This window comes from Ruegeria sp. O11 (assembly GCF_056535285.1).
The window spans coordinates 1-23,790 of sequence record NZ_JBQERS010000018.1 but is presented as its reverse complement, the minus strand read 5'-3'; the positions used below and the strand labels follow the sequence as shown (position 1 = coordinate 23,790).

General features: G+C 52.5%; 23 protein-coding genes and 1 tRNA gene. 16 read left to right on the top strand and 8 right to left on the bottom strand.

Annotated features, from left to right (window positions below; genetic code table 11):
- Nucleotides 1–52: 52 nt before the first annotated feature.
- The 10 genes from ACRZ91_RS20350 (at nucleotide 53) to ACRZ91_RS20305 (ending at nucleotide 7,819) form a co-directional block, all read left to right on the top strand.
- Nucleotides 53–856, top strand: a complete 804-nt coding sequence (locus tag ACRZ91_RS20350; protein ID WP_480908187.1) for a PaaX family transcriptional regulator C-terminal domain-containing protein — start codon at nucleotides 53–55, stop codon at nucleotides 854–856.
- Nucleotides 857–939: 83 nt separating this feature from the next.
- Nucleotides 940–2,412, top strand: coding sequence for a flavin-containing monooxygenase (locus ACRZ91_RS20345; RefSeq protein ID WP_480908185.1), 1,473 nt, complete (start codon nucleotides 940–942; stop codon nucleotides 2,410–2,412).
- Nucleotides 2,412–3,383, top strand: coding sequence for an alpha/beta fold hydrolase (locus ACRZ91_RS20340; RefSeq protein WP_480908183.1), 972 nt, complete (start codon nucleotides 2,412–2,414; stop codon nucleotides 3,381–3,383). Before ACRZ91_RS20345 ends, ACRZ91_RS20340 begins: the two co-directional genes overlap by 1 nt.
- An 82-nt stretch (nucleotides 3,384–3,465) precedes the next feature.
- Nucleotides 3,466–3,542: transfer RNA gene (locus tag ACRZ91_RS20335), tRNA-Met, on the top strand.
- Nucleotides 3,543–3,624: 82 nt separating this feature from the next.
- On the top strand, nucleotides 3,625–4,413 hold the full coding sequence (locus tag ACRZ91_RS20330; protein ID WP_480908182.1) for a helix-turn-helix domain-containing protein: 789 nt from the start codon (nucleotides 3,625–3,627) through the stop codon (nucleotides 4,411–4,413).
- Between the two features lie 141 nt (nucleotides 4,414–4,554).
- The gene (locus tag ACRZ91_RS20325; protein ID WP_480908180.1) at nucleotides 4,555–4,839 is read left to right on the top strand and encodes a CopG family ribbon-helix-helix protein; all 285 of its coding nucleotides are present in this window, start codon (nucleotides 4,555–4,557) and stop codon (nucleotides 4,837–4,839) included.
- A complete protein-coding gene (locus ACRZ91_RS20320) occupies nucleotides 4,836–5,117 on the top strand; it encodes a type II toxin-antitoxin system RelE/ParE family toxin (RefSeq protein WP_480908178.1) in 282 nt (93 codons plus the stop codon). Before ACRZ91_RS20325 ends, ACRZ91_RS20320 begins: the two co-directional genes overlap by 4 nt.
- 259 nt (nucleotides 5,118–5,376) lie before the next feature.
- Entirely contained in the window at nucleotides 5,377–6,219 is an 843-nt protein-coding gene (locus tag ACRZ91_RS20315; protein ID WP_480908238.1) for an IS481 family transposase, read from the top strand.
- A 354-nt stretch (nucleotides 6,220–6,573) separates the two neighbouring features.
- A complete protein-coding gene (locus tag ACRZ91_RS20310; protein WP_010443199.1) occupies nucleotides 6,574–6,780 on the top strand; it encodes a cold-shock protein in 207 nt (68 codons plus the stop codon).
- A 76-nt stretch (nucleotides 6,781–6,856) separates the two neighbouring features.
- Entirely contained in the window at nucleotides 6,857–7,819 is a 963-nt protein-coding gene (locus ACRZ91_RS20305; protein ID WP_480908176.1) for a fatty acid desaturase, read from the top strand.
- A 41-nt stretch (nucleotides 7,820–7,860) separates the two neighbouring features.
- On the opposite strand, the gene ACRZ91_RS20300 is transcribed toward ACRZ91_RS20305, so the two are convergent.
- The 4 genes from ACRZ91_RS20300 to ACRZ91_RS20285 all read right to left on the bottom strand — a co-directional run bounded on the left by ACRZ91_RS20300 (nucleotide 7,861) and on the right by ACRZ91_RS20285 (nucleotide 13,764).
- Entirely contained in the window at nucleotides 7,861–8,109 is a 249-nt protein-coding gene (locus ACRZ91_RS20300) for a ParB N-terminal domain-containing protein (RefSeq protein ID WP_170447556.1), read from the bottom strand.
- A 74-nt stretch (nucleotides 8,110–8,183) separates the two neighbouring features.
- On the bottom strand, nucleotides 8,184–8,873 hold the full coding sequence (locus ACRZ91_RS20295; RefSeq protein ID WP_480908175.1) for a hypothetical protein: 690 nt from the start codon (nucleotides 8,871–8,873) through the stop codon (nucleotides 8,184–8,186).
- Between the two features lie 1,538 nt (nucleotides 8,874–10,411).
- Nucleotides 10,412–12,772, bottom strand: a complete 2,361-nt coding sequence (gene rbbA / locus ACRZ91_RS20290) for a ribosome-associated ATPase/putative transporter RbbA (protein WP_480908173.1) — start codon at nucleotides 12,770–12,772, stop codon at nucleotides 10,412–10,414.
- On the bottom strand, nucleotides 12,769–13,764 hold the full coding sequence (locus tag ACRZ91_RS20285; RefSeq protein WP_260023720.1) for an HlyD family secretion protein: 996 nt from the start codon (nucleotides 13,762–13,764) through the stop codon (nucleotides 12,769–12,771). The genes rbbA and ACRZ91_RS20285 overlap by 4 nt, the downstream gene beginning before the upstream one ends.
- 365 nt (nucleotides 13,765–14,129) lie before the next feature.
- Here ACRZ91_RS20285 and ACRZ91_RS20280 point away from each other — a divergent pair, with 365 nt between their 5' ends.
- The 3 genes from ACRZ91_RS20280 (at nucleotide 14,130) to ACRZ91_RS20270 (ending at nucleotide 17,439) form a co-directional block, all read left to right on the top strand.
- Nucleotides 14,130–15,110 (top strand): nuclear transport factor 2 family protein, encoded by a 981-nt coding sequence (locus ACRZ91_RS20280; protein ID WP_480908171.1) that lies wholly within the window; start codon nucleotides 14,130–14,132, stop codon nucleotides 15,108–15,110.
- A gap of 143 nt (nucleotides 15,111–15,253) precedes the next feature.
- Nucleotides 15,254–16,207 carry an ornithine cyclodeaminase family protein gene (locus ACRZ91_RS20275; RefSeq protein ID WP_170804870.1) on the top strand — a complete coding sequence of 318 codons (954 nt, stop codon included), beginning with the start codon at nucleotides 15,254–15,256 and terminating at the stop codon, nucleotides 16,205–16,207.
- Between the two features lie 182 nt (nucleotides 16,208–16,389).
- Nucleotides 16,390–17,439, top strand: coding sequence for a GFA family protein (locus tag ACRZ91_RS20270; RefSeq protein WP_480715959.1), 1,050 nt, complete (start codon nucleotides 16,390–16,392; stop codon nucleotides 17,437–17,439).
- On the opposite strand, the gene ACRZ91_RS20265 is transcribed toward ACRZ91_RS20270, so the two are convergent.
- Complete coding sequence (locus ACRZ91_RS20265) at nucleotides 17,436–17,675, bottom strand: hypothetical protein (RefSeq protein ID WP_480715958.1); 240 nt, start codon at nucleotides 17,673–17,675, stop codon at nucleotides 17,436–17,438. The genes ACRZ91_RS20270 and ACRZ91_RS20265 overlap by 4 nt on opposite strands.
- A 221-nt stretch (nucleotides 17,676–17,896) precedes the next feature.
- Complete coding sequence (locus tag ACRZ91_RS20260) at nucleotides 17,897–19,621, bottom strand: adenylate/guanylate cyclase domain-containing protein (protein WP_480908168.1); 1,725 nt, start codon at nucleotides 19,619–19,621, stop codon at nucleotides 17,897–17,899.
- Between the two features lie 457 nt (nucleotides 19,622–20,078).
- Between ACRZ91_RS20260 and ACRZ91_RS20255 the strand changes: the two genes are divergently transcribed.
- From ACRZ91_RS20255 to ACRZ91_RS20245, 3 genes are all read left to right on the top strand, one after another.
- Nucleotides 20,079–20,915, top strand: a complete 837-nt coding sequence (locus tag ACRZ91_RS20255) for a sulfotransferase domain-containing protein (RefSeq protein WP_480908166.1) — start codon at nucleotides 20,079–20,081, stop codon at nucleotides 20,913–20,915.
- A 266-nt stretch (nucleotides 20,916–21,181) separates the two neighbouring features.
- Nucleotides 21,182–21,670 (top strand): RidA family protein, encoded by a 489-nt coding sequence (locus tag ACRZ91_RS20250; protein ID WP_170816229.1) that lies wholly within the window; start codon nucleotides 21,182–21,184, stop codon nucleotides 21,668–21,670.
- Nucleotides 21,671–21,744: 74 nt separating this feature from the next.
- Nucleotides 21,745–22,392 carry a Spy/CpxP family protein refolding chaperone gene (locus ACRZ91_RS20245; protein ID WP_480456287.1) on the top strand — a complete coding sequence of 216 codons (648 nt, stop codon included), beginning with the start codon at nucleotides 21,745–21,747 and terminating at the stop codon, nucleotides 22,390–22,392.
- Nucleotides 22,393–22,464: 72 nt separating this feature from the next.
- On the opposite strand, the gene ACRZ91_RS20240 is transcribed toward ACRZ91_RS20245, so the two are convergent.
- Both ACRZ91_RS20240 and ACRZ91_RS20235 read right to left on the bottom strand, forming a co-directional pair.
- A complete protein-coding gene (locus ACRZ91_RS20240; protein WP_171239031.1) occupies nucleotides 22,465–22,914 on the bottom strand; it encodes a DUF411 domain-containing protein in 450 nt (149 codons plus the stop codon).
- 437 nt (nucleotides 22,915–23,351) lie between these two features.
- Nucleotides 23,352–23,790, bottom strand: a 439-nt coding sequence (locus ACRZ91_RS20235) for an adenylate/guanylate cyclase domain-containing protein (protein WP_480908163.1), incomplete at its 5' end; no start/stop codon positions are given.

Sequence of the window (23,790 nt, the reverse complement as noted above, 5' to 3'; positions counted from 1 at the left end):
TCGTTAGCGTAACCTGTTTTTCTTATTGGGCCTAATGGGTTAAACTGGTCCCATGACCAATCAAAGCTCATGGTTCGAAACGGCCGTAGCCGATCTAGTGGATCCGCAAGACCAGCGGGTCTGGTCGATTATTGTCTCTTTGTTCGGAGATATGGCACAGGAACCGGGCGCGCAGATTTCGGGCGGCGCGCTGACCCAGATTATCGAACCGATGGGCATCAAACCCGAAGCGATCCGGGTGGCGCTCCACCGTTTGCGCAAGGACGGTTGGATCGAGAGTGACCGGATCGGTCGCGTCTCGCGCCATGTCCTCTCGGAATTTGGCAGAACCCAATCAGCGGCCGTCACACCGCGCATTTATGCGCGTGACTCGGCGCCTGTCGAACATTGGCATCTGCTGATTGCCGAGGACGGAACGGGTACGCAGGTGCTTGACGATGTAATGCTCAGCGATGACTACATTCCAATCGGACGCAACATAGCAATGAGGGCAGGTGCGGCTCCGCTTCAGGCGGAAGGATTACTTGCGCTGGATATCTCGCCGCAAACAGCCCCGAAGTGGATTCAGGATCGGTTATGCCCACCCGAGCTGCGCGCTTCGTGCCGGGCATTGCTAACTGCAGTCCAGAACGCAGCAAAAACTCACCCCGAGGAATGGACACCAACACCATTGCAGAGCGCCACATTACGGACTCTGCTGGTGCATCGATGGCGGCGTGTGGTGCTGCGCCAACCGGACCTGCCCGCAGCCTTTTACCCACCGGATTGGGTCGGCGCTGCCTGTAGAAACAGCATTATTCGCATACTTGATCTGCTTCCAAGGCCCTCAGCTGCCATTCTAAGCGGGAGCGGTTGACCAAACGGCACTCTGTTCAAAATGCGTTTGCGACCTTTATCATCTGATCAGCCGAGTGCAGCGCCAACGGAGGAGGCCGAAGGATGATGAAGCAAACAGATATGCTTATCATCGGTGCAGGTTTTTCCGGGCTAATTATGGCAATTGAGACGCGAAAGCGCGGCATCGCAGATATTGTCATATTGGAGAAAGCAGCCGACATCGGCGGTACATGGCGCGAAAACACTTACCCTGGCGTCGCTTGCGATATCCCCTCGCATCTCTACTCGATGGCGACACATCTGAACCCAGATTGGAGCCGCGCCTATGCAGGTGGCGCCGAAATCCAGTCCTATTTGCAGAAAATCGCGCGGGATGAGGGGCTGTACCAACTCTGTCACTTTCATCGGAAACTCAAATCTGCGCGATGGGATGGTACGCGATGGCAGGTCGAGACAGAGGACGGCAACCATTGGTCAGCGCGGTTTCTGGTCTCGGCTATCGGCGCGCTGCACGTGCCGCGCATCCCGCATATCCCCGGCGCTGACAGCTTTCCAGGCCCTAGCTTCCATTCCGCAGAATGGGATCACGATGTTTCGCTTTCTGGTAAAAGAGTCGCTGTCATCGGCACTGGAGCTTCAGCCGTTCAGTTCGTCCCCGAGATCGCTAAAACTGCGGCGCAGGTCACCATCTTCCAACGCAGCGCGCCCTATGTTCTGCCTCGCCCGGACGGCCCGATTGCACCATGGGTGCGCCGCTTGTATTGGTACTTCCCAGTGCTGCCCCGCATCCGGCGCCAACTGATCTATATGCTGTTTGAGTTTCGTCATCGCGTGTTTCGGGGCGAACCGCGGGCTGTCGATTTTGCAATGAAAATGTGGCGCCAGGCCTTGGACAGCGCGATCACCGATCCAGACCTGAAAGCCGCGCTGACGCCTGACTACACAATTGGATGTAAACGCATCCTCAGCTCAAATGACTGGTATCCGGCACTGGCACAAAACAACGTGGATGTGGTGCCGCATGCCGTCTCCAGGGTTGAAGGTGATCACATCATCGCGGGTGACGGCCGCGAGTTCATCGCTGATGTTCTGGTCTGGGGAACCGGATTCCATGTCACTGATGTGGTCGATAATCTCGACATAACTGGAACCAATGATCTGACACTGAAACAGGCCTGGTCAGGGGGTATGCAGGCCAACCTTGGCACCGCAATTGCCGGGTTTCCTAATTTCTTCATGTTACTCGGCCCGCATACCGGGCTGGGGCACAACTCTGTCGTGCTTATGATCGAAGCACAGGTGGCTCATATCGGTCGTGTTCTAACAGAAATGCAGGAGGGTGGTCTTCGCACCATCACCCCGAAAACCGACAAACAGGTGGCGTTTACGAAAGAGATGCAGGACCGTCACCTCGAAAGCGTTTGGCAATCTGGGGGCTGCACCTCATGGTATCAGGACGCTGAGGGGCGCAATACAACGCTGTGGCCGGGCACTGTGTCCGAGTTCAGAAAACGCATGGCGCGATCCGGGCTCGAACAATATCATCCTGTGAGAGAAACGATCGGAGACCCATGATGTCGATCCTGCTGACGATTGTCCTGCTGCTGGTGGCTTTCCTGCTGTGCATGAACTTCTGGACGCGCCGCCTGACCCGTCAAGGGATCGAGATGGTGCCACAATTGGGACAAATCGTGACCGTTCAGGGAGGCAGCATCCACTATGTCGAAAAGGGCGACCCCGTTAATCCGACCATCGTCCTGATCCACGGCCTCTCGGGCCAGTTGCAGCATTTTACATACGCATTGATGGATGATCTGGCAGAGGACTATCACGTTTTCGCGGTCGACCGACCGGGTTGCGGTTACTCAACCCGTGATACCGCTGCGCTGGCCGCCCTGCCTGAACAGGCCCGGATGATCCACGCGTTTCTGGAAACCAAGAACGTCGACCAGACCATACTGGTTGGCCATTCGCTTGGAGGCGCGGTATCGCTGGCAATGGCATTGGACTATCCCGACACTATCTCGGCGCTGGCACTTCTGGCCCCTCTCACGCAGCAGATGCCCGAACCGCCTGCCGTCTTCAAACCACTGGAAATCCGCTCCGATTGGTTGCGCAGCCTAATCGGAAACACCATCGCCGTCCCGATGGCCCGTAAAACAGCACCGCTGGTTCTGAAAGATGTCTTCGCCCCCGAACCCGCGCCTGCCGATTTTCTAAACCGCGCCGGGGGCGCTCTCGGCCTGCGACCTTCGGCCTTCATCACCGCGTCGCAAGACGTCATCGGCGTAGAAAGCAGCATGGGTGAATTAAACCAACGATACAGTGATCTGAAAACGCCTGGAGGCATCCTGTTCGGCACCGAAGATCCGATCCTGTCGGCTGAGACACACGGTGCATCAATGACGAAATTCGGCCTCACCTTCGAAAAACTGGAACATCGAGGTCACATGATCCTGATCACAGAGCCTGATATCTGCGCACGTTTCATCCGCCAGATCGCCGGCATGACCCACGCCGACATGACAAATCAAAACCCTCACTGAAAGCGCACACAAAGAATCCCATCAGACCCTCATTTCCCTCTTGACCCTCTCCGGTCCGTCGCTTACATCGCCTCTCACTCGTGGCGGAGTAGCTCAGTTGGTTAGAGCAGCGGAATCATAATCCGCGTGTCGGGGGTTCAAGTCCCTCCTCCGCTACCAAATTCCCTTAACAATATCAGAATACTGGATGCATTCTGGCATCACTAGTAGCGATGACCCCTTGTTCTGGGTGACATTTTGGGTGACGACAGTTGAACGCCATATCTCGGCGCTGGTTGAGCTTGGGCTTATCCGTCGCGTCATGAGCGCAAACGGTAAACGTTGGGCACGTCGGAACCGACAGGGCAGGGTGGTCACTGCAACCGGTCTTTCCCTGATGCCTTTATCTGAACGACACTCTGAGTTAATCCAGGAAGCCCAGAGGCATGCTGATCGAGTTCTCGAGTTCACTGTACTCCGCGACAAGGTATCGGCCGCTCTGGCGCGCCTCAGAGAGCTCGTAGCAGACGACACCGCGATCTCAGATTTGATGGCCACCGTGCGCAATGCTCTGCGTCGCAAACCAGAAGCAAATGTACTAGGCGAACTTCTGGCGGAGATTTTTGTGGAAATCTCCCAGATAAAACAGGCAGATACAGAAAATTTGAGGGCCAATGACCATGAAAATGAGGGGCACAAAGAGGACTCTTTGAATCCGATAGTTAAGAAAGAAAAACAAACTCAGATTCAAGTTTCTCCGGATCAAATGGAGCGCAGCTTTCCACGCTTGTGCTCCGAACTTCGCTTCGCCCGGAATCAGACGCATTGTGACCGTCTTATGGACGATATCGCCGAATACCTACGACTTGGTCAGACTTGGTATGCTATGAAATCGACACATGGCCCGGCTCTCCGTTTCATAGTTTTGGGATATATTTTCCAACGAGCGGAGAACATAAAATCTCACCAGGCCTATTTGATTTCTCTGACATCAAAGATCGATCGGGGAGACATGCAGCCAACCGCATTGTTGGCGCAAAATTCAAAGTAACCGCAGAAGTGAGGCCCGTACCCATGATATCTCATCTCGCTCATGAGTTCAGAGAAACAGATGTAGTTCATGCCATCGTTCTATTGTGAATAGTGTCCCAATGTAATACATTGTACTACACTGCGGAAACAGGTGATTGCGATGAGTACGACCCCATATTCAATCCGTCTCGATGAGGACTTGAGAAAGTCCCTGGAACGAGAAGCTGCGATAGAAGATCGGCCGCCTGCACAACTCGCCGTTCGGGCAATTAGAATGATGTTGGAATCCAAGGCCGCAAAGCGAGCAGCCATTGATGCAGCTGTTGAAAAAGCAGATCTAGGTAAGTTCATCACGGCAGACGAAATGAATGCCTGGATAGACAGCTGGGATACCGAGAATGAGCTCTCTGCTCCGGTCGCAAGCGGGCAATCCAATAGCCAATGAAAATTGTATTTCTCGAAGATACGGCCCGGGACATTCAATGGTTCCGCTACTACTACACGTCAGTTTTTCCTGAAGGCAGCGAAAGGGCACGAGCTCAACTCAAAACCATTCAGCTTACTCTTGCAGCCAACCCTTATGCAGGTCACCCAAGTGACACACGCCAAGACGTACGTGAGCTTTCAGTGCCGCGAACCCCATTCACGCTGATCTATCGTGTAATGCCCACTCAGATAGAAATTCTGCGTCTCTGGGATACCCGCCAGGGCGCAGATTACTGAAACCAGGGTTTGAATACTGGTGGTATATAGCGAGCGGGGTAAGGGGCAAGCAACCGAACCTACTTTGCAGTTAGATCGCTTTCTTCTGCGCAATTGTCGGAAATGTGCCCGCGCTTTCAATTGGTCGGACTCTGAATTTCAATCAGTCGAAGAGGCGACCTAGGAGTTTCTCGAGTTCTTCCCTTTGCTCGACGTGCTTTTTCGGGTTGTCCCGGATCAGGCGCTCCAGATTGAGAAGCTTCCAACGCACGGCGGGAAGATTGGCGGCTTGCGGTCGATCTATTACGGCGAAATCTGGCGCGCCATTGGGCGCGCCAGTTTCTATCGCTGGCGGCATCTGTATGACAGCCACGGTGAAGCCGGCTTGATCAACAAGCGATCCGTCCCTCACAGCCACCCAAACAAGACGTCCAAGGAAGTGGTTGAGAAGGTGCTGCATCTTCGACGTAGATACCATCTCGGGCCTATCAGGATCGTCTGGTATCTGGAGCGCTATCACGGCATCCGGATCTCCGATGCTGGGGTTTATCGGATTCTACGCCGGAACGGTCTAAACCGCCTTCCAGGCGGCACCCGCAAGCGGAAGGTCCACACCAAGAGATACAACAAGCAAGTGCCGGGTCATCACATCCAGATGGATGTCAAGTTTCTGACCTTCAAAGGAAAACGCGGTGAGAAAGTTCGCCGCTTCCAGTTCACAGCAATAGACGACGCAACACGCATCCGCGCCCTCAAGATCTATGAACGACACACGCAGGCAAATGCCATCGATTTCGTGGATTATGTCATCGAAAAGTTCCCGTTCCGGATAAGCGAGATCAGGACCGACGATGGCCACGAGTTTCAGGCCAAATTCCACTGGCATGTCGAAGACAAAGGAATCCGCCACGCCTACATCAAACCCAGCTCGCCTCAGTTAAATGGAAAGGTGGAAAGATCGCACCGATCCGACCAGCAGGAGTTCTACCAGCTTCTCAGCTACAAAGGTGACGTTGATCTTGAGGCCAAACTTGATGGGTGGGAGCGTTTCTACAACCTGGCGCGGCCGCACGGCGCACATGGTGGAAAAACGCCTTACGAAGCGCTTCGAGAAAAACTATAAATGAACCGCAAGATGTCTCGCTGAAACGCGCTCATTACAAGCCGTGCCCGAGCAATCAATTTGCTGCATACGTATTCGGCAGGTTTTATCGGAAGCCGACCTCTGATTTCCGAACTACAGAGCAAAGGTTCTGCTTATCCTTGTTCTAACTTGGGCTAGGCGGATTCAGATATTCTGTGGTCCTCCATTGTATCAAGGCTTGTATCGTGTGTACTCGAAGGCCATATACACACGGCTTACGTTTTTCTTTTTCGACCTGCTGTCTCCCAAATTCGGCGTTCAGTCTTTCGATTCAGACCGACCACGCCGAGTCGCCGCAATAATGCGGGCGGCAAGTATTAGGAGACTTCGACCATGGCAAATGGCACAGTAAAATGGTTCAACTCGACCAAAGGTTTTGGCTTTATCGAACCCGAAGATGGCAAGCGCGACGTGTTCGTGCATATTTCAGCACTTGAACGTTCCGGCATTAGCGAATTGAAGGACGGCCAGAAGGTTACCTTCGACATTGAAGCTGGCCGTGACGGACGCGACAACGCCGCCAACCTGGCACTCGCATAGCCTGCTGGGGGCACCCTTCTGGGGTGCCCGTTTGCTCAGAGGGCTCCTACGTAAGAGCCGTTGGAGAACAAGTCAGTTGCAACAGCAGGAATTGACCCGGGCGCTCGCGCAATACCATGTGCCCGATACGAAGCGTAGCGTTTTTGAACTGGCAATCACTGTCATCCCCTTTTTCGCGCTATGGGGCGCTGCGTGGTTTGCGCTATCCCTTAGTGTCTGGGTCACTGTTCTACTGGCCATCCTGAACGCCGCATTTCTGGTGCGTATCTTCATCATCATGCATGATTGTGGTCACGGATCTTTCTTTAGAAGCCGCACCGTTTGCAATTGGACTCGCCGGGTTCTGGGTGTTCTCGCCCTGGCACCCTATGACGTCTGGCGGCAAAGCCATGCGATTCACCATGCCTCAGCCGGTAACCTTGATCGGCGTGGTACGGGTGACATTCCTACATTGACTATTGAGGAATACCTGAAACGGAATTGGTTGGGGCGTGCCGCTTACAGGTTAATCCGGAACCTCTTCTTCCTGTTCTGTATCGTACCGGTCTACACGTTCTTTTTTCAAAATCGCTTGCCCTTTGGTTTCATGCGGACGGGCTGGCTGTATTGGGTAAGTGCAATGGGAACAAACGCCGCGATTGCGGTGGTCCTGGCTCTGATTTTTTGGACTGGAGGCCTGGGTGTACTGGTTATTGTATTCCTTCCAACCATGATCGTCGCCGCGTCGATTGGTATTTGGCTATTCTATATTCAACACCAGTTTGAACACACGACTTGGGAGCGGGAAGAAGGGTGGAATCTTCAGAACGCCGCATTCTATGGAAGTTCTCACTATGCCCTGCCAGGCATCCTGCGGTGGTTCTCTGCCAATATCGGTATGCACCATGTTCACCACCTTGCCAGCCGTATACCGTTTTATCGGCTAAACGAGGTTTTGCGTGACCATTCCGAGTTGGAAAATTGCCAGCGTATTACTCTATATGAGAGCCTTCATTGCGCACGATTGCATCTTTGGGATAAAAAAGTCAGCGCCTGCTGACATTTTCCGAGGCTTTGTCGAACGCCAATCCCAACAAGAGTTTAGTGTAATCTGGCGCGCACCAAAAAGGCGTCGACAGTATCACCGCCGAGGGCGCGAATGGCCTCTAGTCGATGAAGGCCTTCAATCAGCACGAACCTCTTGTTGTCCGCGCGTATCTGAATCGGGGTCTTCTGGCCGTTCTTCAGGATATCTTCGGCCAGCGTCAGGACTTTTTGCTGATCAAGTGTTTTTGCACGCTTCACAGGTACATAGATCAGGTCGAGCGGGTATGGTTTCTTCTCCAGCATAAGCTACGTGTGCAACCTTTCGTGCATTTGTTCCGGTTCAGAGTTCTCTACAAAAGCGGGGGCTGGAACGTACGTCATAGAACCGAACGAACAGCGTCGCGCAGTTCCTGATGCATAATCCAAGTTGCTGGCTCATCGTCACTTTCGATGTGAGAATATGCCAGGACCTGAGCGGCGCCATCATTCTGTACCGTTCCGGCTTCGGGAAGTTCGAGCTCCAGATATTCTGCGATCAATAGTCCGATTTTCTTGAAGACCTTTATGGATGCCTCGCGCGATTTGTAACCGGCTGCCTGAGACAAGTGACCAATGGTCAGACCGTCCTTGCCTGCGATTGTAAGTGCTTTGAGCATTGTGACTTGCGCAGGGGTGAGCCTGATCTGGCGCAATGCCTCGGCATATTCTCTTTCACTGGGAACGAGGGTGCCGGAGTTTCCCTCCAAACGGCGTTGACCGCTACGCTTCCTGTCTCGTTCTTCGAGAACTTCTTTTAAGGCTTCAATGGCTAATGCCGGCGTTTCGCCAACTGCATCGGCAATCATTGCCTGCGTTTTAGCTGGTGGCATGGGAAATGCCCGTGCAACACTATTACCGCTCAGAACGCCAGCCTTAATCAAGTACTTTCCAAATTCTACTTCAATCACTCCTGATACGTCAGCGTTCCGCGACTTACGAACACTGCGGTCCTGAAATGCTCTTTGTTCCAAACCACGAGCTGACATATTGTAGTCCGGAAGGGTTACTTGAGGGGCATTTTTGCGCATCAGAAAAACACCACAACAATTATCGCCGTAACAAATACCGCTATCGCGATAAACATCTTTACATTGTAGGACCAGCGATGCGCCCTTTCCGCCTTGAGCCTTTTGCCCAGATTTTCGTTAATCGAGTTATGGTTCACGGCTTGGTCCTTCCGGATATTTCAGGCGGTATTGATTTCCACCAACCTATTGTCGCGGCACATTTTCGGCGCACTTGTCATTCTGTCTCGTGAACGGCCGATTACATTCCCAACCGTCACCTCTTCGATTTAAGTGAGCGTTGAAAGGGACAAAGATCGCAACACACCTGTCCTGGTTCGCGCGAAAACCACGTTCGCATTTCCATCCGGAATAGGTTTCAGGCGCAAGATATGCATGCTGTGGAACAGCCACTGGCTCACAGCCGCTCTCCGCTGCCCTGTAACCTCTGAGGCATACCCAACCATCCGAGCTTCTTTTGTCGCTCAGACGACCGTTTTTTGGGACAACTATTGCAACACACTCCTGGCTTTCCTTACGAAATCCCCAGTTGCAGTGTACTTCTTGCGCACCAAACCGCGTTTCGACGTACCCATTTTGAGGTGCAATCAGTTCTTCGCATTCTTCTCCAACACGCCGGAACAGCCGATTGCATTTCCACTGATCTCCGGTTGATACAAGAAAGGCATTTTCAGGAACTCTTATTTCCTCACAGAGTTCTCCGACATTCTGAAAACCGTGATTGCATTCCCAGCCGCTGCCATAGGAGCTACCAGTTAAATATGCGTTTTCTGGTAAGTCTATTCTTTGGCACGATCCGTTCTTGTTTTCGAAACCTTCGTCACAAACCGATCCATCGGCATTGCCTGCGACTTGGGCAGGAAGCTGCGTTCCTGAGAGCAACACCAAAAGTGTCGGGATCAAACAAAGAATGCAGCGCGTAAACACGATGAATGACAGATTGATACGGAGCGTCAGACTTGATCTATCTGGCATCAAGTACGCAATTTATGAGCCATGTGCTGTTCATACGGCGCCTTCTTTCATGGGTCACGCGATGACTGGGGCTTGTCAGGTGACGGTTGCGAATGCTTGCGAGGAACGAGCTCATAGCGAAGACCCCAGCGAAACCCGTTCCTATGCTGGGGCACATGCTACAGTTAGTCTGAAGGCCATTGGATTATCGTAACCGGCAGCATCGCGGCGGCGAGTAATTTTCACCAATGCGCTTTTGTGGTCCTTACCCAGAATAGAGTCAAGGAAGTTTCCCTCATCGCAATGGGAGCACCGCTACGGCTAGTAGTATTTGAAACTGCCGGTGACCAAGGTTCCTGGTGAACTACCGAAAGAAATTGTCTGGTATTAGTTTTTCGTTGTGTCGAATTGGGGCCAGGCTATCAGCGGGTGGCAGTTTAAGTCCGCGTTTCAGTTGCCGGGCCTGAGTGCGGCGAGAGAGGAGTATGTGATCAAGGCTTCCTCGTAACTAGGAATGACTGGCCGGACGACATTTGCTGTCAGGCGGGGATGTTCGCGCCGCTTCTGCACAAGTACCCGCGGTGCGATCAAATGGCCGCTCGGTCCGGTACCCTGTAAATTGCGCCTGTGCCGAGAAATCTGTGCTGCGAGCGCATGCAACAAGATTTTGACATCAAAATGTACGGAATTTGTTTGCCGACTAGAAATTCAAGCCGCGTGGTTGGTGTCACGTAGAAATTGACAACTGACCCCAGTTCTCGTTCCCTTGCTACGCTTACGGCAGTCAAAACAGCTGGCAACATAATCAGTAAGATAGCAGGCATTGCCGGAGCCATCGCGGCGATACTTTCAAAGCTCTGATTGTAGCGAAACCGAGGTTCGATCCTGGCGATATCTATCTGGCTTTTGCCATTGTTAAGGGCATATTCCGCGAAAAATGATTGGTGCAATCCGGAAACATAACCTTCAACCGTCTCACCCTTAAATGGGATAGCACCGTCTACAGTTGCAAGTATCTGGGTTGGTTCACCCGTACTCATCTTTCGGTCAAAGTCAGGTGGTAACTCAACAACCAGAGAGACCTCACCTGACACTAAACGGTCGCGCCCTTCGCTGGCGCTTTGCAGCGGCGATGTGGCTTTAAAGTAAGACGATCCGGCGAATTCAGCCGAATAAGCACGACTCTCCGGCCCCTGAGAAAGGTCAAGTACAGCGAATTCAAGCTCATCGATATCCAGCGTAATTCCAAAGCAAAAAACCAACATTAGAATAGCAGAACCTAGAAACGCGAAAGCCAGACGCACCGGGTCGCGAGCTACTTCAACGGTTTCGCGCCGCGCATATGCCAATACACGAGAAAACGCTCCTCCCCCGGCGTGGGATTTGGTCCTAAAACCCACCTCTGGCGCGACAACAGAGACTGGTTTTTCTGCTGCTTCCAATACCGAAATGAAGGCGTCTTCAAGGTTTTCCGCCCCTTCAACAGCGATCAGTTCAGCCGGAGTACCTTCCGCTAGAACTCTACCAGCATGCATAAAAGAAACGCGATCACAGCGTTCCGCCTCACCCATGAAATGAGTGGACACAAAGATTGTAACCGACTCGTTTCGAGAAAGCTCAATCAGCAAGTCCCAGAAGGAATCGCGCGCCTCTGGGTCCACACCGGATGTTGGTTCGTCGAGTATTAGCACTCGCGGACGGTGGATCACAGCTACGGCTAGCGACAGTCGCTGTTTGATCCCCAGGGGCAGTGCCGTCGCCAACGTATGACGGTGCTCCTCGAGCCCAAAGCGCTCAGTGAGTTCCGAAACGCGTTGTTCTCGGTCGGCAATTGCAAATATCCGCGCATGCAATTGTAGGTTCTGATGGACCGACAACTCGCCATATAAGGAAAAGGCCTGGCTCATGTAGCCTATTTCACGCCTCATTTTTCGGTCATATGCATCGACGGGGTTGCCAAACAGCAGTGCTTCACCTGAGCTGGAAGGTAACAAGCCAGTCAGCATCTTCATTGTCGTGGATTTGCCGCAACCGTTTGATCCTAGAAACCCGAATATCTCTCCGCGATTGATTGTGAAGTCGACGTTGTCTACGGCCGTGAAATCACCAAAGCGTCGTGTCAGTCCACGCGCAACTATCACTGGGTTTGCTTCGATCTGCCCATTCGTTTTGTTTTTTCCCGCCGGTTCGACAGGCAACTCCCGTGCTCTCAGACGCCGATATGCAATTTCGAGGTCGACATCACTCCCTTTCAATTCGGCGGGCTTCCCATGAAAGATGACTTGACCCGCGTCCATCGCGACAATCCGGTCAAAACCCTCGGCTTCTTCCATGTACGCCGTTGAAACCAATACCGACAGTTCAGGGCTTTTTGCTCGGATTGCATCAATCAAAGCCCAGAACTGCCGACGCGACAACGGGTCGACCCCGGTCGTTGGCTCATCCAAAACCAAAAGTTTGGGGTCATGGATTAACGCACAGCAAAGACCTAGTTTTTGCTTCATCCCACCCGAAAGCTTGCCCATCAGACGGTCTTCAAACTGCGCAAGCCCTGTCGCAGCCAATAGCGCTGCGATACGTTCGTCCCGCTCTGAATGCCCTTGAGCAAAGAGACCTGAGAAGAACTCAAGGTTCTCGCGTACAGACAGCTCCGGATACAGGTTTCGACCCAGCCCTTGCGGCATGAAAGCGATGGCTGGGCAAATGCTGTGTCGATGGCGAGAATTGCCAATCGGGCCGCCTAAAACGTCGATATTGCCGGATTGCAGTTTCTTTGCGCCGGTGATCAAACCAAGCAGTGTAGACTTTCCCACCCCATCCGGCCCGACAAAGCCAACAAGCTGGCCGCCTGGCAGTTCCAACGAAACAGAATCCAGTGCAACATGCTTGCGATAACGGTGCGTAACACCTGAAATGTGAATATCGCAGGCGTCATCCTCTACTCTCATTCGAACAACTCTTCTGGGATGCGTTGTTCAAGCGCCTCAGGCCAAGCAGCGGCTGGGTTTAGCCGGATCACCGCGACACCGCGCAGACCGGTTTTGACGTGCTCAATCCGACTTTCAACCAAGTCTATTGGGATACGGACGCGAACGCGAAAAACCAGTTGCTCTCGCTCATCCAGGGTTTCGACCTGTTTGGGGGTGAATTGTGCCTCGGGAGAAACAAAGCTCACGTATGCAGGTATCGCATATTCCGGCAAAGCGTCGAGCACGATGCGAGCCTCAGCTCCAATGGGCAAAAGTCCGGCTTCACGCGCCGGAAGAAAAACCTCCATGTAAACATTCTCAAGGCCAAGAATAGTCAGGATTGGTTCGCCCGCGCCAACCACCTCTCCGGGTTCTGCAAGCCGGTAAAGCACGCGTCCGGGCAAAGGTGCAACTAGAGCGCTGTCTTCAATCTGTGCCTCAATCCTGCGCACTTCCGCCTCAGCGGCAGCAATACGGCTTTCCGCGGTTGCCACTCGGGCTTTGGCGGCGCCCAATACTGCTGTAGCAACCTTATGAGTGGTATCGCGATCTTCAAAAATAGTTTTGGAGATGTTTTGTCCTGCCAGCAACGCCGTGGCACGATCAAGCTCCTGCTCGGCCCTGCGCTGTTCGCTTTCGCGTTGCACAACGAGCGCTTCTGCTTCGGCCCTTGTCTGATTTGCCAAGGCTACTTCGGCTCTAGCCCGGTCCAGGGCGGCAGATAGCTCATCTATGTCCATTTCGGCCAGGATTTGACCGGCTGCAACCATACTGCCCTCTGTTGCCGTTACCTTCGCAACCCGACCTGCATTAGTTGGTGCTATTTCGACTTGTTCCGCTTCAACCCGCCCGTTTCCTTGCACAAATCCGACCGGCAATTCATCGCCATCCTCGGCAACAGCGACATACAGCAACGCACCAGCAATTACTAAACCAGCCAAAATAAGAAAAACCGATAGGTTTTTGGTCATAGCGTTTCACCTGAAACAGGGTTTCTGGCACAGAGTTTAGTGTCTCAAAAGACTCAAAGCCTTGTTTTGGATCAAAACCGATCCGGGCACCTCAGTTCCAAGCAATTGTTTGTATGAACACTGGTTTGGGTGTTGCAGGCTCTTTCGCGGTGGGTTGGAAGAAGTAGACGTGAAGCGCTTTTGTTATCAGTTTGCTATTGAAACGGGTTGTCTTTATGGCCGCCCCGGCTTGGCCTACACTGACAGGACCTCAGAAATCGAGATTTCGAGAAAGGTTCTGCCATGATACGCTTCTATAGAAACTGGACGTGCGAAGGTCATGTTTTTCGAGGCAGCTTTCTGGCTATCGACGCGACGGTTTTGGCATGAGAGATACGATCAGCCCCTCTTCGGAACTCGCCGCTATAGTGGCACGATGGATCAACGCCTACGGTCGGGGCGATGGGGAGACGGTGGCACATCTATTTTCTGACGACGCTGCCCTGTCATACTTTGGCTCAGCACACGGCGAGGCTTGGAAAGGCGATGCGCTGCGTCGCGGTATGGAGCAATACATCGGTGAGGTTCCACGGTTCAAGTGGCACCCAAAAGACCTGAGAGGATTTGAATGCGGATCACTCGGTTGGGTCGAATGGGAAGCAAGCATTGAGGGTATTGAAACAGGACAGATCGCGCACCTGCGTTCTACGGTCATTCTGAAACTCGACAAAGGATCCTGGAAGATTGTGCACGTTCACAATTCCCTACCGGTCAACAACGTAGAGGGATTTGGGTATGAGGCCAGAGGCTTTGAGGAACTGCTTGATGCCGCCCTCTCTACACCCCACGAACTCGGCCAAAGTGGTATAGCGACCATCATGTTCACCGATATCGCGGACAGCACAAAAATCGCTGAGGCTATAGGCGATACGCTTTGGAGCGACGCCCTCGGAAGACATCTGCGACTTGTCGAAACGCAGATCGTCGGGAGTGGTGGACGTACGGTGAAATCACTGGGAGACGGGGTGATGTCGTCTTTTGCTTCTGCAAGGGCAGCATTGCTGGCAGCTCAAAATATTCAACAGGCGAACGCGGCGGAAACAATCGAGCCAAAGTTGCGGGTTCGCATCGGCTTGCATACCGGCGAAGTGATAACTTCTGATGCTGATCACTTCGGGACTGTTGTCAACAAAGCAGCACGTATAGCCGCCCTGGCAGCACCAAGTGACATCCGCGTCTCGGATGCCACACGGATCATGGTGGGCGGATCACAGGAGTTTCAGTTTGCCGAGCAAATGACTGTTCCGCTTAAAGGTCTCGAAGGAGAGCATACAATTTTCAAACTCAACTGGCTTGAGACAACTTGAGACCGTAAGCATGAAAACAGAAATCCCAGTGCAACGAATAATGTACTCGAGTGAAGTCCCAATCTAGACACCCAAAGCATATGTTAACACGCAATTTGATAGCCTAATCGGGAAGCCGGGTTGTAAAATGGAGCGGCGCCAACATGACTTCTGAAAGCAAAATTACTTATCTTTCTGACAAAGACTTGGAAGGTTTAGGTATCCAACCTTCGGAAGTTGCTGACGCGATTGAATCTGCGCTGATAGCCAAGGCAAGTAAGCAGCTTCATACGTCCCCCAAGACAGCCATTTTGCCCGGGGATGGACGGTACGCAATGTCGACCTTGGCAGTAGGAGATGATGGGTTCATCGTGACCAAACAGGTAACGGTGTGTCCGAACAATCCGGCAAAGGGGCTCCCTGCGATTAACGGCGCTATCATGGTAATGGACGGGCAAACCGGGGTTCTCCGGGCAGTCTTAGGGGCAAATTGGGTAACGGCTGTTAGAACAGCGGCGCTGTCAGTCGTCGCCGCGCGTCGACTTGCTGATCCAAATGCTGAGACAGTGGCTTTTGTTGGGGCCGGCGTGCAAGCTCACTCCCATTTAGTTGCGTTTTCCGAGGTTTTCCCATTGAAAAGCATTCGTGTGTTCGGACGTGGCAAAGCGAATGTCGACAAGCTTTGTCGCCGGGCTCGGGATATGGGCCTCGAGGCCCAAACAGCCACCAGTGCCAAGGACGCCTTGCGGGATGCCGATCTGGTAGTGACATCAATAACTTTGGACTATTCCATCGAACCTTTTCTGGATGCCCGATGGCTAAAGCCAACTGCCTTCGCCGCCATTACAGATGCCTGCATTCCGTGGCTTCCAAAGGGTATGACCGCTTTCAAAACCGTTATTGTTGACGACCGAAAACAGGAATCTGAAAGCGACAAACCAATGCTGCCATATCAGCGAGTAACTGGAGATTTGACGGAAATTGTCTCGGGAGCAGTCGATACCACTTTAAGCGAGAAACCGGCTGCATTCGCTTTCAGAGGGATTTCTTTGGGAGATTACGCCACAGCGGTACTCGCAGTTCGACGGGCGGCCGAGGCACGAGCTCGGCAAGAATAGGATTCTTTCGGCTTTGGGCTCAGCGCTGCCATTTTCTGCGATGAGCCTGATTGACCGCTCGCAGCCCCGAACGGTCTTTCAAAGTTGGAAATTAACACCTCAGCCACCGTGGCTCGCTCCGACCGATTTTATGCTAAAGTAAGCAGGCACCAATTGGAGATTTTTAGCTCGGAGCAACGGAGATGGAACGCAAATTAGCGGCCATTCTGGCCACCGATATAGTCGGTTTCGCAGGATTGGTATCACGCGATGAAAGCGGGACATTAGCTAAGTTGGTTCGACTAGAACGTGAAATCATCGGCATGCAGGTGGAAGCAAACCGGGGTCGTGTTTTTAAGTCTACTGGCGATGGGTTTTTGGCTGAGTTCTCGAGTGTCTTTGAGGCGGTCAATTGTGCAATCAACATTCAACGAGCGTGCGCGCGCGAAGCACGCCAATCGAACAGTGACGACCCACTCATTTTACGCGTCGGAGTTTCGCTCGGTGATGTCGTTGTACACGGCGACGATATTCTCGGAGACGGCGTAAATACTGCCGCACGGCTTGAGGCAATAGCGGAACCAGGTGGAATCGCGGTTTCAGGAGAAGTAATGGCGCAAATAGCGGGCAAGATAGATCTTCCGCTGGCGGATTGCGGTCACAAAAGACTCAAGAGCACTGATACTCCAATACATGTCTACATGACCGTTTCAGAACCCGGCGAAGAAGGGGGTTTTCTGGATTTTGATGAAGATGAATTGGCCAAAACCTTAGTGACAGGTGGCTGCATCTGTGGGTTGGTCCGGTATGAAATAAACGCACCCGCCATAAGCACAGGGTATTGCCATTGTAGTTGTTGCAGAAAATTTTCTGGTTCAGCAGTTAATGCATGGGCGGCCTTTCCCGCTTCTGCTGTTCGATTTCTCACCGAGGAACCTCGATACTTCGCAACTACGCCAATAGCAAATCGTGGCTTTTGTGCCAAATGCGGCGCAAGCCTAACTTATAAGCTCGTTAAGCCAAGAGAAACGGCCTATCTGGTCCTGCATACATCGAGCCTCGACCAACCAGAAAACTTTTCTCCTTCGGTCCACTCTGGAATAGAAAGCAAAATGCCATGGTTTGATATTTTGGATGACTTACCTCGCACAAGGTCTTCGGACTCTAAAGTTTTGCAAGAAGCATGGTCAAGTGTCGGTCTACCAGACCCTGAAACTTGGGGACCTTTGGCTAAGCCGCCTGAGGTTTTTTAGTGATCGAGCGATTTCTGCTTTATCCGCAAAGAGAACACTCCTAGCGTTTGAAAAATGACAACATCGAGCCCAATGCGGGCGCCCATCCGACGGCAGTGCGGCTGCACAAAGACTGAACGCTCGGAGACCAGATCGGTCGGTCGTTTTCCCCAGACTTCCAGTGTCCCCGGCTCACGATCTACTGATCGGTTCGATTTCCATTGAAGCCATGTCGCAGCGTTCAACATTTCTAACATGCGAGAGCACCTCCATCTCGAAACTTTCCTTGAAGGTAATGGTAGCTATGTACGCAGAGCAATCGTTCACGCCGAGCGCCGCGAAGGTTCGATTGCCGTTCGCCGCTATTCACTTCTACGACTGTTCGCAGACAACATTGTGCATTCTTCCAGCGGCAAAAAATACGTTTCCACATGTTGCATGCTTGCTATGACTGGCCGCTGGTCTACAACTGGTGTCGTCAATCAGGAATGCCTGCGGCTGCTAGCATTTTATAGTAGGCGTCATAGATTTCTGGTTTTGCGATAGAGATACGAGCGCGCATATGCCGGAACATTGAAACGCTAAAATCGGGTTCCCGCGACATGTGAATACGTGCGAGTTCTCTAGCTCGGCTCTCATTGCCGAGAGCCATTTCCGCCACAAGTTCGTTCAGGCGAAAAACAGTCACAGTATTATGAAATGCACGCATTTTTTGGGCGGTTTCTCTTAGATCGCGCCAGTTCCCTTCCGCGATTTGCGACAGGCTGATACCCATCTGGACACGGTAGTTTAGTGGGTCATTCGGGTTAAGTCGGAGCGCCTCCCTGGCGTGTGCCTGTGCCGTTTGTGCTTGGCCCATCAGGCCATGCAGTACGCAACTGGATCCCCAGGCTGAAACGCAATTTGGGCTTCTCTCGACGACTTGATCCACAAGTGACAAACCGTACTCTGTATCCTCCGACAGAAACGCGAGTACGTAACCGGCATATGCTTGCGCCTCTAGGTCAAGATGTGATGCCGCCAGAGCCTCATGTGCCAGCTGAATTGCGTAATCAAATCGGGCCTCGTTTGGACGCGTATCCGGGTTCCATAGCAAAGTGCGGATCCAGCCTCGAAGAGCGCTTGCCAATGGGTACTCACTTGAGAGTGAAAGAGCTTTTGACAAATGGTCGTCTGCTTCAGTGAAATTGAACCTGTAGATCAAGGACTGCGCACGTAGGAAGTGATCATAGGCTCCAAGGGTGTCAGGGCGCTTGTGAGCAGCACGGTCTATTTCAGCTTGTCGGATACCTGGCGCAATCGAAGCAACGACAGCCTCGGTAATCTGGTCCTGAAGCTCAAAAACATCATCGAGCTTGCCATCGTATCGATCCGCCCAAACATGAGACCCGGTTTCCGCATCAATTAGCTGGCCCGTGACACGCAACCGGTCACCAGCGCCGCGAACGGACCCTTCCAATATATAGCGGACACCAAGCTCTCTGCCGATACGACGCACATCAACCGAAAGCCCTTTGTAAGAAAAAGAAGAGTTTCGGGCGACCACGAATATCCAGGGCACTCTGGATAAGCTGGTGATGATGTCTTCGGTAATACCTTCCGCAAAGTAATCCTGTTCAGCGTCAGGCGACAGATTGTCAAAAGCCAACACCGCCACTGAGGGCCTGTCAGGACGGGATTGAGTTAACGGGGATTCAGTAGCAAATGCTGTTTGTACCAAGTAAGCAGTTACAGGGCGTGTGATGTTCTTCAGATATTGCGGCCCCAATTCGGTGAACGATAAATCCACCTTACCCACAAGGTCTTCGTAAACCCGACCTGAAACGATGATCCCTCCGGGAGGAGCAAGACCTTCCAGCCGGGCCGCGATGTTGACGCCGTCACCAAGAACATCACCGTCGTCATCAAAAACATCGCCCGCGTGAATTCCCATACGGAATTGCATTTCTGGACTTTGCCCGCGCGCCCCGTTCCGCTCAGCCATCTGACGTTGCATCGTTTCCGCACATGCCAGCGCATCTACAATCGAGGAAAACTCTGCAAGAAAACCGTCACCAGTTCTTTTGAATAGGCGTCCGCCATTCAGGCCGACATGCGGCTCCAGCGCCCTAAAGTGGCCCCTATATGTGTGCAATGCGGCTTCCTCGTTAGCACTGACAAGCGCGCTATAGCCAACAACATCAGCCACGAGAATGGCAGCCAAGTACCGCTCCAAACAAAATCCTCCCGCGTATCCATTGTGAAGGAGTGTCAAAGGGATATTAGGGGTTTCGCGCATAAATCGCGATCATTATTCAATGAACATCCGTGACCGAATAACGACACGCAAGCTTTTTGCTTTTGGGTAAATTAGGCAGAAGCGGACCTCGAAAACCGAACTTTGTAATTTCGACTTTGCACCGCAGCACAGACACTGGAGCAAGGTGCCGCGTATGACTGCCTTGAGGGCAAAACGAGCTTCTAGCCGCGAATGCAAGGTTTTGGCTTGGCACTTTGAAAGGCCTTCCTACTCGGGTGCCATCAAAATTCTAGGTTCAGCGCCGCATGCTTGCTATCGTTTCATTAAGGGTCCATTGGCGGAAATCAGAATGACGATACGGGCGTCTTCAAGGAAGGCATTCGAGTACAGAACACGTCTCACCGACAATCGGATTTGGGACATGTTCGCGCTGCGCCAAGGAGATGTGATTGTTGCAACACCGCCAAAGTGCGGAACAACATGGACGCAAGCCCTTGTGCTGTCGCTCTTGTTTGAAAAGCCAGGTATGGACAAGGTCATGGATGACCTGTCGGTTTGGCTCGACCCTGCGTTTCGAGATCAACTCCCCATAGCTCGAATGTTCGAAGCTCAAAGCCACAGAAGATGCATCAAGACCCATACGCCTTTTGACGGCATTCCTTTCGATCCAGATTGCACCTACATCGCGGTGTTCAGACACCCAATCGACGCACATTTTTCGATGCGCCGACATGTGGCAAACCTGAAGGAAGACCTGATCCAAGACAGGTTCCCGGATGAGCCGACAGCTTCATTCGCCCTTTTTCTTGGTGAGACCGTTCGAGAGGAGATGGCCGATGGGATCACCCTTGAGGCCATCGTTCATCACTTCAAGTCCTTCAAGTCCTTCAAGTCAAACATCCAACATCCCAACATACACATTTTCCATTACGCCGATATGCGGCGCGATTTGCTCTGTCATACTAGAAAGCTCGCTTCCGTACTTGGTTTGAAAATTGGCGATGAAATGCTGTCCGCAATTGCGGAAAGTATGCAGTTCGAGAACATGCAAGCCAATGCACGCGCGAGTGCTAAGGAAGAAACACAACGGTCCACAACCTTTAAAGACCCGTCAGCCTTCTTCGATAGCGCAAGCAGTCGCAAGTGGGAGGGCAAGCTTTCAGACGAAGACCTTCTTGCGTTTCACAAACGTCTTGCAGAGTTGCTTCCGGAAGCCGACGCGCAATGGCTTCAGTCTGGCGGAGAGCTTCCTGCTTAGGACCTCGCTTTCTTAGTAAAGATTGCCGCTTCGGGACCGTCTCGGCCATCTGAGACCTTTTGCCGGATGACCCGTAACCACGATGAGCGGTCATTCATGCCCGAAAACGCGGCCAGGGTTTGCCCTAACCAACAACAGCTGTTCGCCGCGGTTTCGCCAGATGACACAAATGTGGACGAAGCGGACCTTGCAAAGTTTGGTGGTCGAGACCGACTTTGGGCATGGTTTATGGTAAGATCCATGCAAGTGCTGCGAGGGAGAGTACCATGATCGACGCTGAACAGCGATTGGTAGACCACAACATCATTTTACCTGCGCCGCTAAAATTGCCTGTTGGTATGGTGTTGCCATTTCCGTGGATTAACGTTCGGGGCGACCGGGCGTTCGTATCTGGTCATGGACCACAAGAAATAGACGGTACTCCGGCCGCGCCATTTGGAGCAGTCGGAGAAAATGTGTCTGTGGAAGAGGGCTACGCCTCAGCACGCAAAGTCGGGCTTTCTATTCTCGGCAGTCTAAAGCGCGAACTTGGCAGTCTAAACCGAATAACGGGGTGGTGCCGAGTTCATGGGATGATAAATTGCAAATCTGGCTTCAGCGATACGCCTGCGGTTCTCAACGGTTTCACGGATTTGATCATTGACGTCTTTGGAGAAGAGATTGGCCGCCATTCACGTACGGCGGTCGGGGTGGCAGGCCTACCAATCAACTTCCCAATTGAAATCGAAGCTGAGGTTATTGTCTCAACGGCCTAGAATACACGTGAATCCGGAACGACGTACCGGTCAAAAAGGAGCAGGAATGTCGCTGCACCGGGCAGAAGTACTGTATGGAAGAAGGCATTTTGGTGAGCCAGAAAGGAGACTTCATGATCAAGTTTATGCCTAAGTTTCTGATTGTAACGGCGCTCTGTACGATCCAATACTCTCAAGTAGCACTCGCGCAAAGTCACACTCACGACGCTGAAGTCACGCCATACGCCGGACTGCAATCCAGGACCATCAAAAGCTTATCTGACACCGATTTAGAAGAGCTGCGGCGCGGCGGAGGTTGGGGTTTTGCTTTACCAGCGGAGCTGAATGGCAAACCAGGCCCAGCACACTTGCTCGAATTGAAAGATGAACTTGGACTCTCGAAGGATCAGCTGAGAAAAATTGAGGCGATCCATTCTGAAATGCGCGTACAGGCAGTCGTCGCAGGCGAGCGGTTTATTGAGGCCGAGGCGGCGTTAAGTGAAGCGTTTGCCGGTGACCAGCTTGAATTGGCCGAGCTAAACAAACTTGTTGAAGCGGCCGAAACTGCCAGGGCCGAGTTGCGACTGGTTCATCTGTCCCGGCACCTGCAAACAACACCACTGTTGAGCGCAGATCAAATCCAACAGTACAGCATTCTAAGAGGGTATGCGAACGACCCGTGCTCCAATGTGCCCGAAGGCCACGACCCAGCCATGTGGAAAAAACACAACGATTGCAGCTGAATCCTTTTGAAATCAGCGCAAACTAATGTTGGACATGGAGCTGAAAAATCTGATTGCCCTTCATCCATTCTCTCAGCTGTGTCGAGCAAACACACTCGTCGTCCCATCCAGACCAACGAGCAAGGTTTCATAAGGTTCTCGTTCGTCTGAAAAATCCATGCCGGGTGAACCCATCGGCATGCCTGGAACTGTTAGGCCGAGGCCTTCAGGATGTTCGGACAAAAGTCGATTTATGTCTTCTGCCGGGACATGACCTTCGACAAAATAGCCCCCAACAAATGCAGTGTGGCAACTGGAAAGCTCATCTGAGATTTTCATTTGTTCTTTAAGCGACCACAGCTGCTCCTGCCCTACGTCTAGCGTATCGGTACGAAATCCTGCGGAAATCAGGTGATCTACCCACGCAGCACAACAGCCGCAGGTTGGAGTCTTGTAGACTTTGATGAGTGGGGCTTCTTGTCCGACGGAAGGAGTAGCCAACACTGCTGCTGTACCCGCTAATAGAAATTCGCGTCGTTTCATTGGTCTCTTCTCCGCTTCCTCATGGGACTACAAAGATATTGTGCCAAGGCCAAATTTTTCAATGTTACCGGACTGAGCATCAAACGGGCAGTTTCGATACAAGATCTGAATCTCAATCCAAATAACACTGGTCGCCAAACGTTTTGTGAGTTGCATCGCGTATGGCTCAAGTTCACTCGAGCGTTCGGCAATGGACCTCGCGATCAACGTCGTGGTGAGGTCCATAGCAACCTTCTAAGCCGTGGCCATGCCAATTGCCTTGGTGGTGCCTGCCCGTGCACCCTGACAATGCAATCACTATGACCAAGAATGCCGCTCTTCGCGGGTGCTTGATCCAACAGTTCTGTTCCATGTGCAAACCAACCTAGTAGCAATCCGGCTACCTTTGCTTTGACGCAGGTCAACACCCCATTGCGGCAGCTTCCAAATAGCGGCAGTTAGTCTATCGTGAACAGCTCCTGTCTTTCAGCAACACCGCGCAATCTGTATTGCCCCAGGGAAACAAGACTTGGAATGGAGCCCACTAAGTCACCCGCCACCTTATCGGAAACCACAATGTTCTGATCAAGCGCGCTGCACATGCCTAAAATGCGCGAAGTTGTATTTACCGCTGGGCCGACCACTGTGAAATCCAAGCGAAACCTACCGCCAATATTGCCGTAAAGAACATTGCCTGCGTGCAACGAGAGAGTGAAGCCGGTCGTTGGCAAACCGTCAGCTTGCCGTCGTTGGTTGAGTTCCTCAAAGGTATTTCGCAACTCCACGGCCGCGTGAATTGCGACGCGGCGAGCGTCCGGAACTTGATTGATATCGAAGATGGCAAGCATTCCATCTCCCATGAATTTCAGAACGTTACCGCCATTGCGTTCGACTACG

What these genes read in the sequence shown, in the direction of transcription:
- ACRZ91_RS20295 (WP_480908175.1), bottom strand. Translation starts at nt 8,873, where the DNA reads ATGCGCAAAAATGCCCCTCAAGTAACCCTTCCGGACTACAATATGTCA.
- ACRZ91_RS20280 (WP_480908171.1), top strand. Translation starts at nt 14,130, where the DNA reads ATGAGAGATACGATCAGCCCCTCTTCGGAACTCGCCGCTATAGTGGCA.
- ACRZ91_RS20340 (WP_480908183.1), top strand. Translation starts at nt 2,412, where the DNA reads ATGTCGATCCTGCTGACGATTGTCCTGCTGCTGGTGGCTTTCCTGCTG.
- ACRZ91_RS20345 (WP_480908185.1), top strand. Translation starts at nt 940, where the DNA reads ATGATGAAGCAAACAGATATGCTTATCATCGGTGCAGGTTTTTCCGGG.
- ACRZ91_RS20310 (WP_010443199.1), top strand. Translation starts at nt 6,574, where the DNA reads ATGGCAAATGGCACAGTAAAATGGTTCAACTCGACCAAAGGTTTTGGC.
- ACRZ91_RS20300 (WP_170447556.1), bottom strand. Translation starts at nt 8,109, where the DNA reads ATGCTGGAGAAGAAACCATACCCGCTCGACCTGATCTATGTACCTGTG.
- ACRZ91_RS20255 (WP_480908166.1), top strand. Translation starts at nt 20,079, where the DNA reads ATGTTCGCGCTGCGCCAAGGAGATGTGATTGTTGCAACACCGCCAAAG.
- ACRZ91_RS20320 (WP_480908178.1), top strand. Translation starts at nt 4,836, where the DNA reads ATGAAAATTGTATTTCTCGAAGATACGGCCCGGGACATTCAATGGTTC.
- ACRZ91_RS20325 (WP_480908180.1), top strand. Translation starts at nt 4,555, where the DNA reads ATGAGTACGACCCCATATTCAATCCGTCTCGATGAGGACTTGAGAAAG.
- ACRZ91_RS20245 (WP_480456287.1), top strand. Translation starts at nt 21,745, where the DNA reads ATGGAAGAAGGCATTTTGGTGAGCCAGAAAGGAGACTTCATGATCAAG.
- ACRZ91_RS20270 (WP_480715959.1), top strand. Translation starts at nt 16,390, where the DNA reads ATGGAACGCAAATTAGCGGCCATTCTGGCCACCGATATAGTCGGTTTC.
- ACRZ91_RS20265 (WP_480715958.1), bottom strand. Translation starts at nt 17,675, where the DNA reads ATGTTAGAAATGTTGAACGCTGCGACATGGCTTCAATGGAAATCGAAC.
- ACRZ91_RS20250 (WP_170816229.1), top strand. Translation starts at nt 21,182, where the DNA reads ATGATCGACGCTGAACAGCGATTGGTAGACCACAACATCATTTTACCT.
- ACRZ91_RS20285 (WP_260023720.1), bottom strand. Translation starts at nt 13,764, where the DNA reads ATGACCAAAAACCTATCGGTTTTTCTTATTTTGGCTGGTTTAGTAATT.
- ACRZ91_RS20275 (WP_170804870.1), top strand. Translation starts at nt 15,254, where the DNA reads ATGACTTCTGAAAGCAAAATTACTTATCTTTCTGACAAAGACTTGGAA.
- rbbA (WP_480908173.1), bottom strand. Translation starts at nt 12,772, where the DNA reads ATGAGAGTAGAGGATGACGCCTGCGATATTCACATTTCAGGTGTTACG.
- ACRZ91_RS20350 (WP_480908187.1), top strand. Translation starts at nt 53, where the DNA reads ATGACCAATCAAAGCTCATGGTTCGAAACGGCCGTAGCCGATCTAGTG.
- ACRZ91_RS20240 (WP_171239031.1), bottom strand. Translation starts at nt 22,914, where the DNA reads ATGAAACGACGCGAATTTCTATTAGCGGGTACAGCAGCAGTGTTGGCT.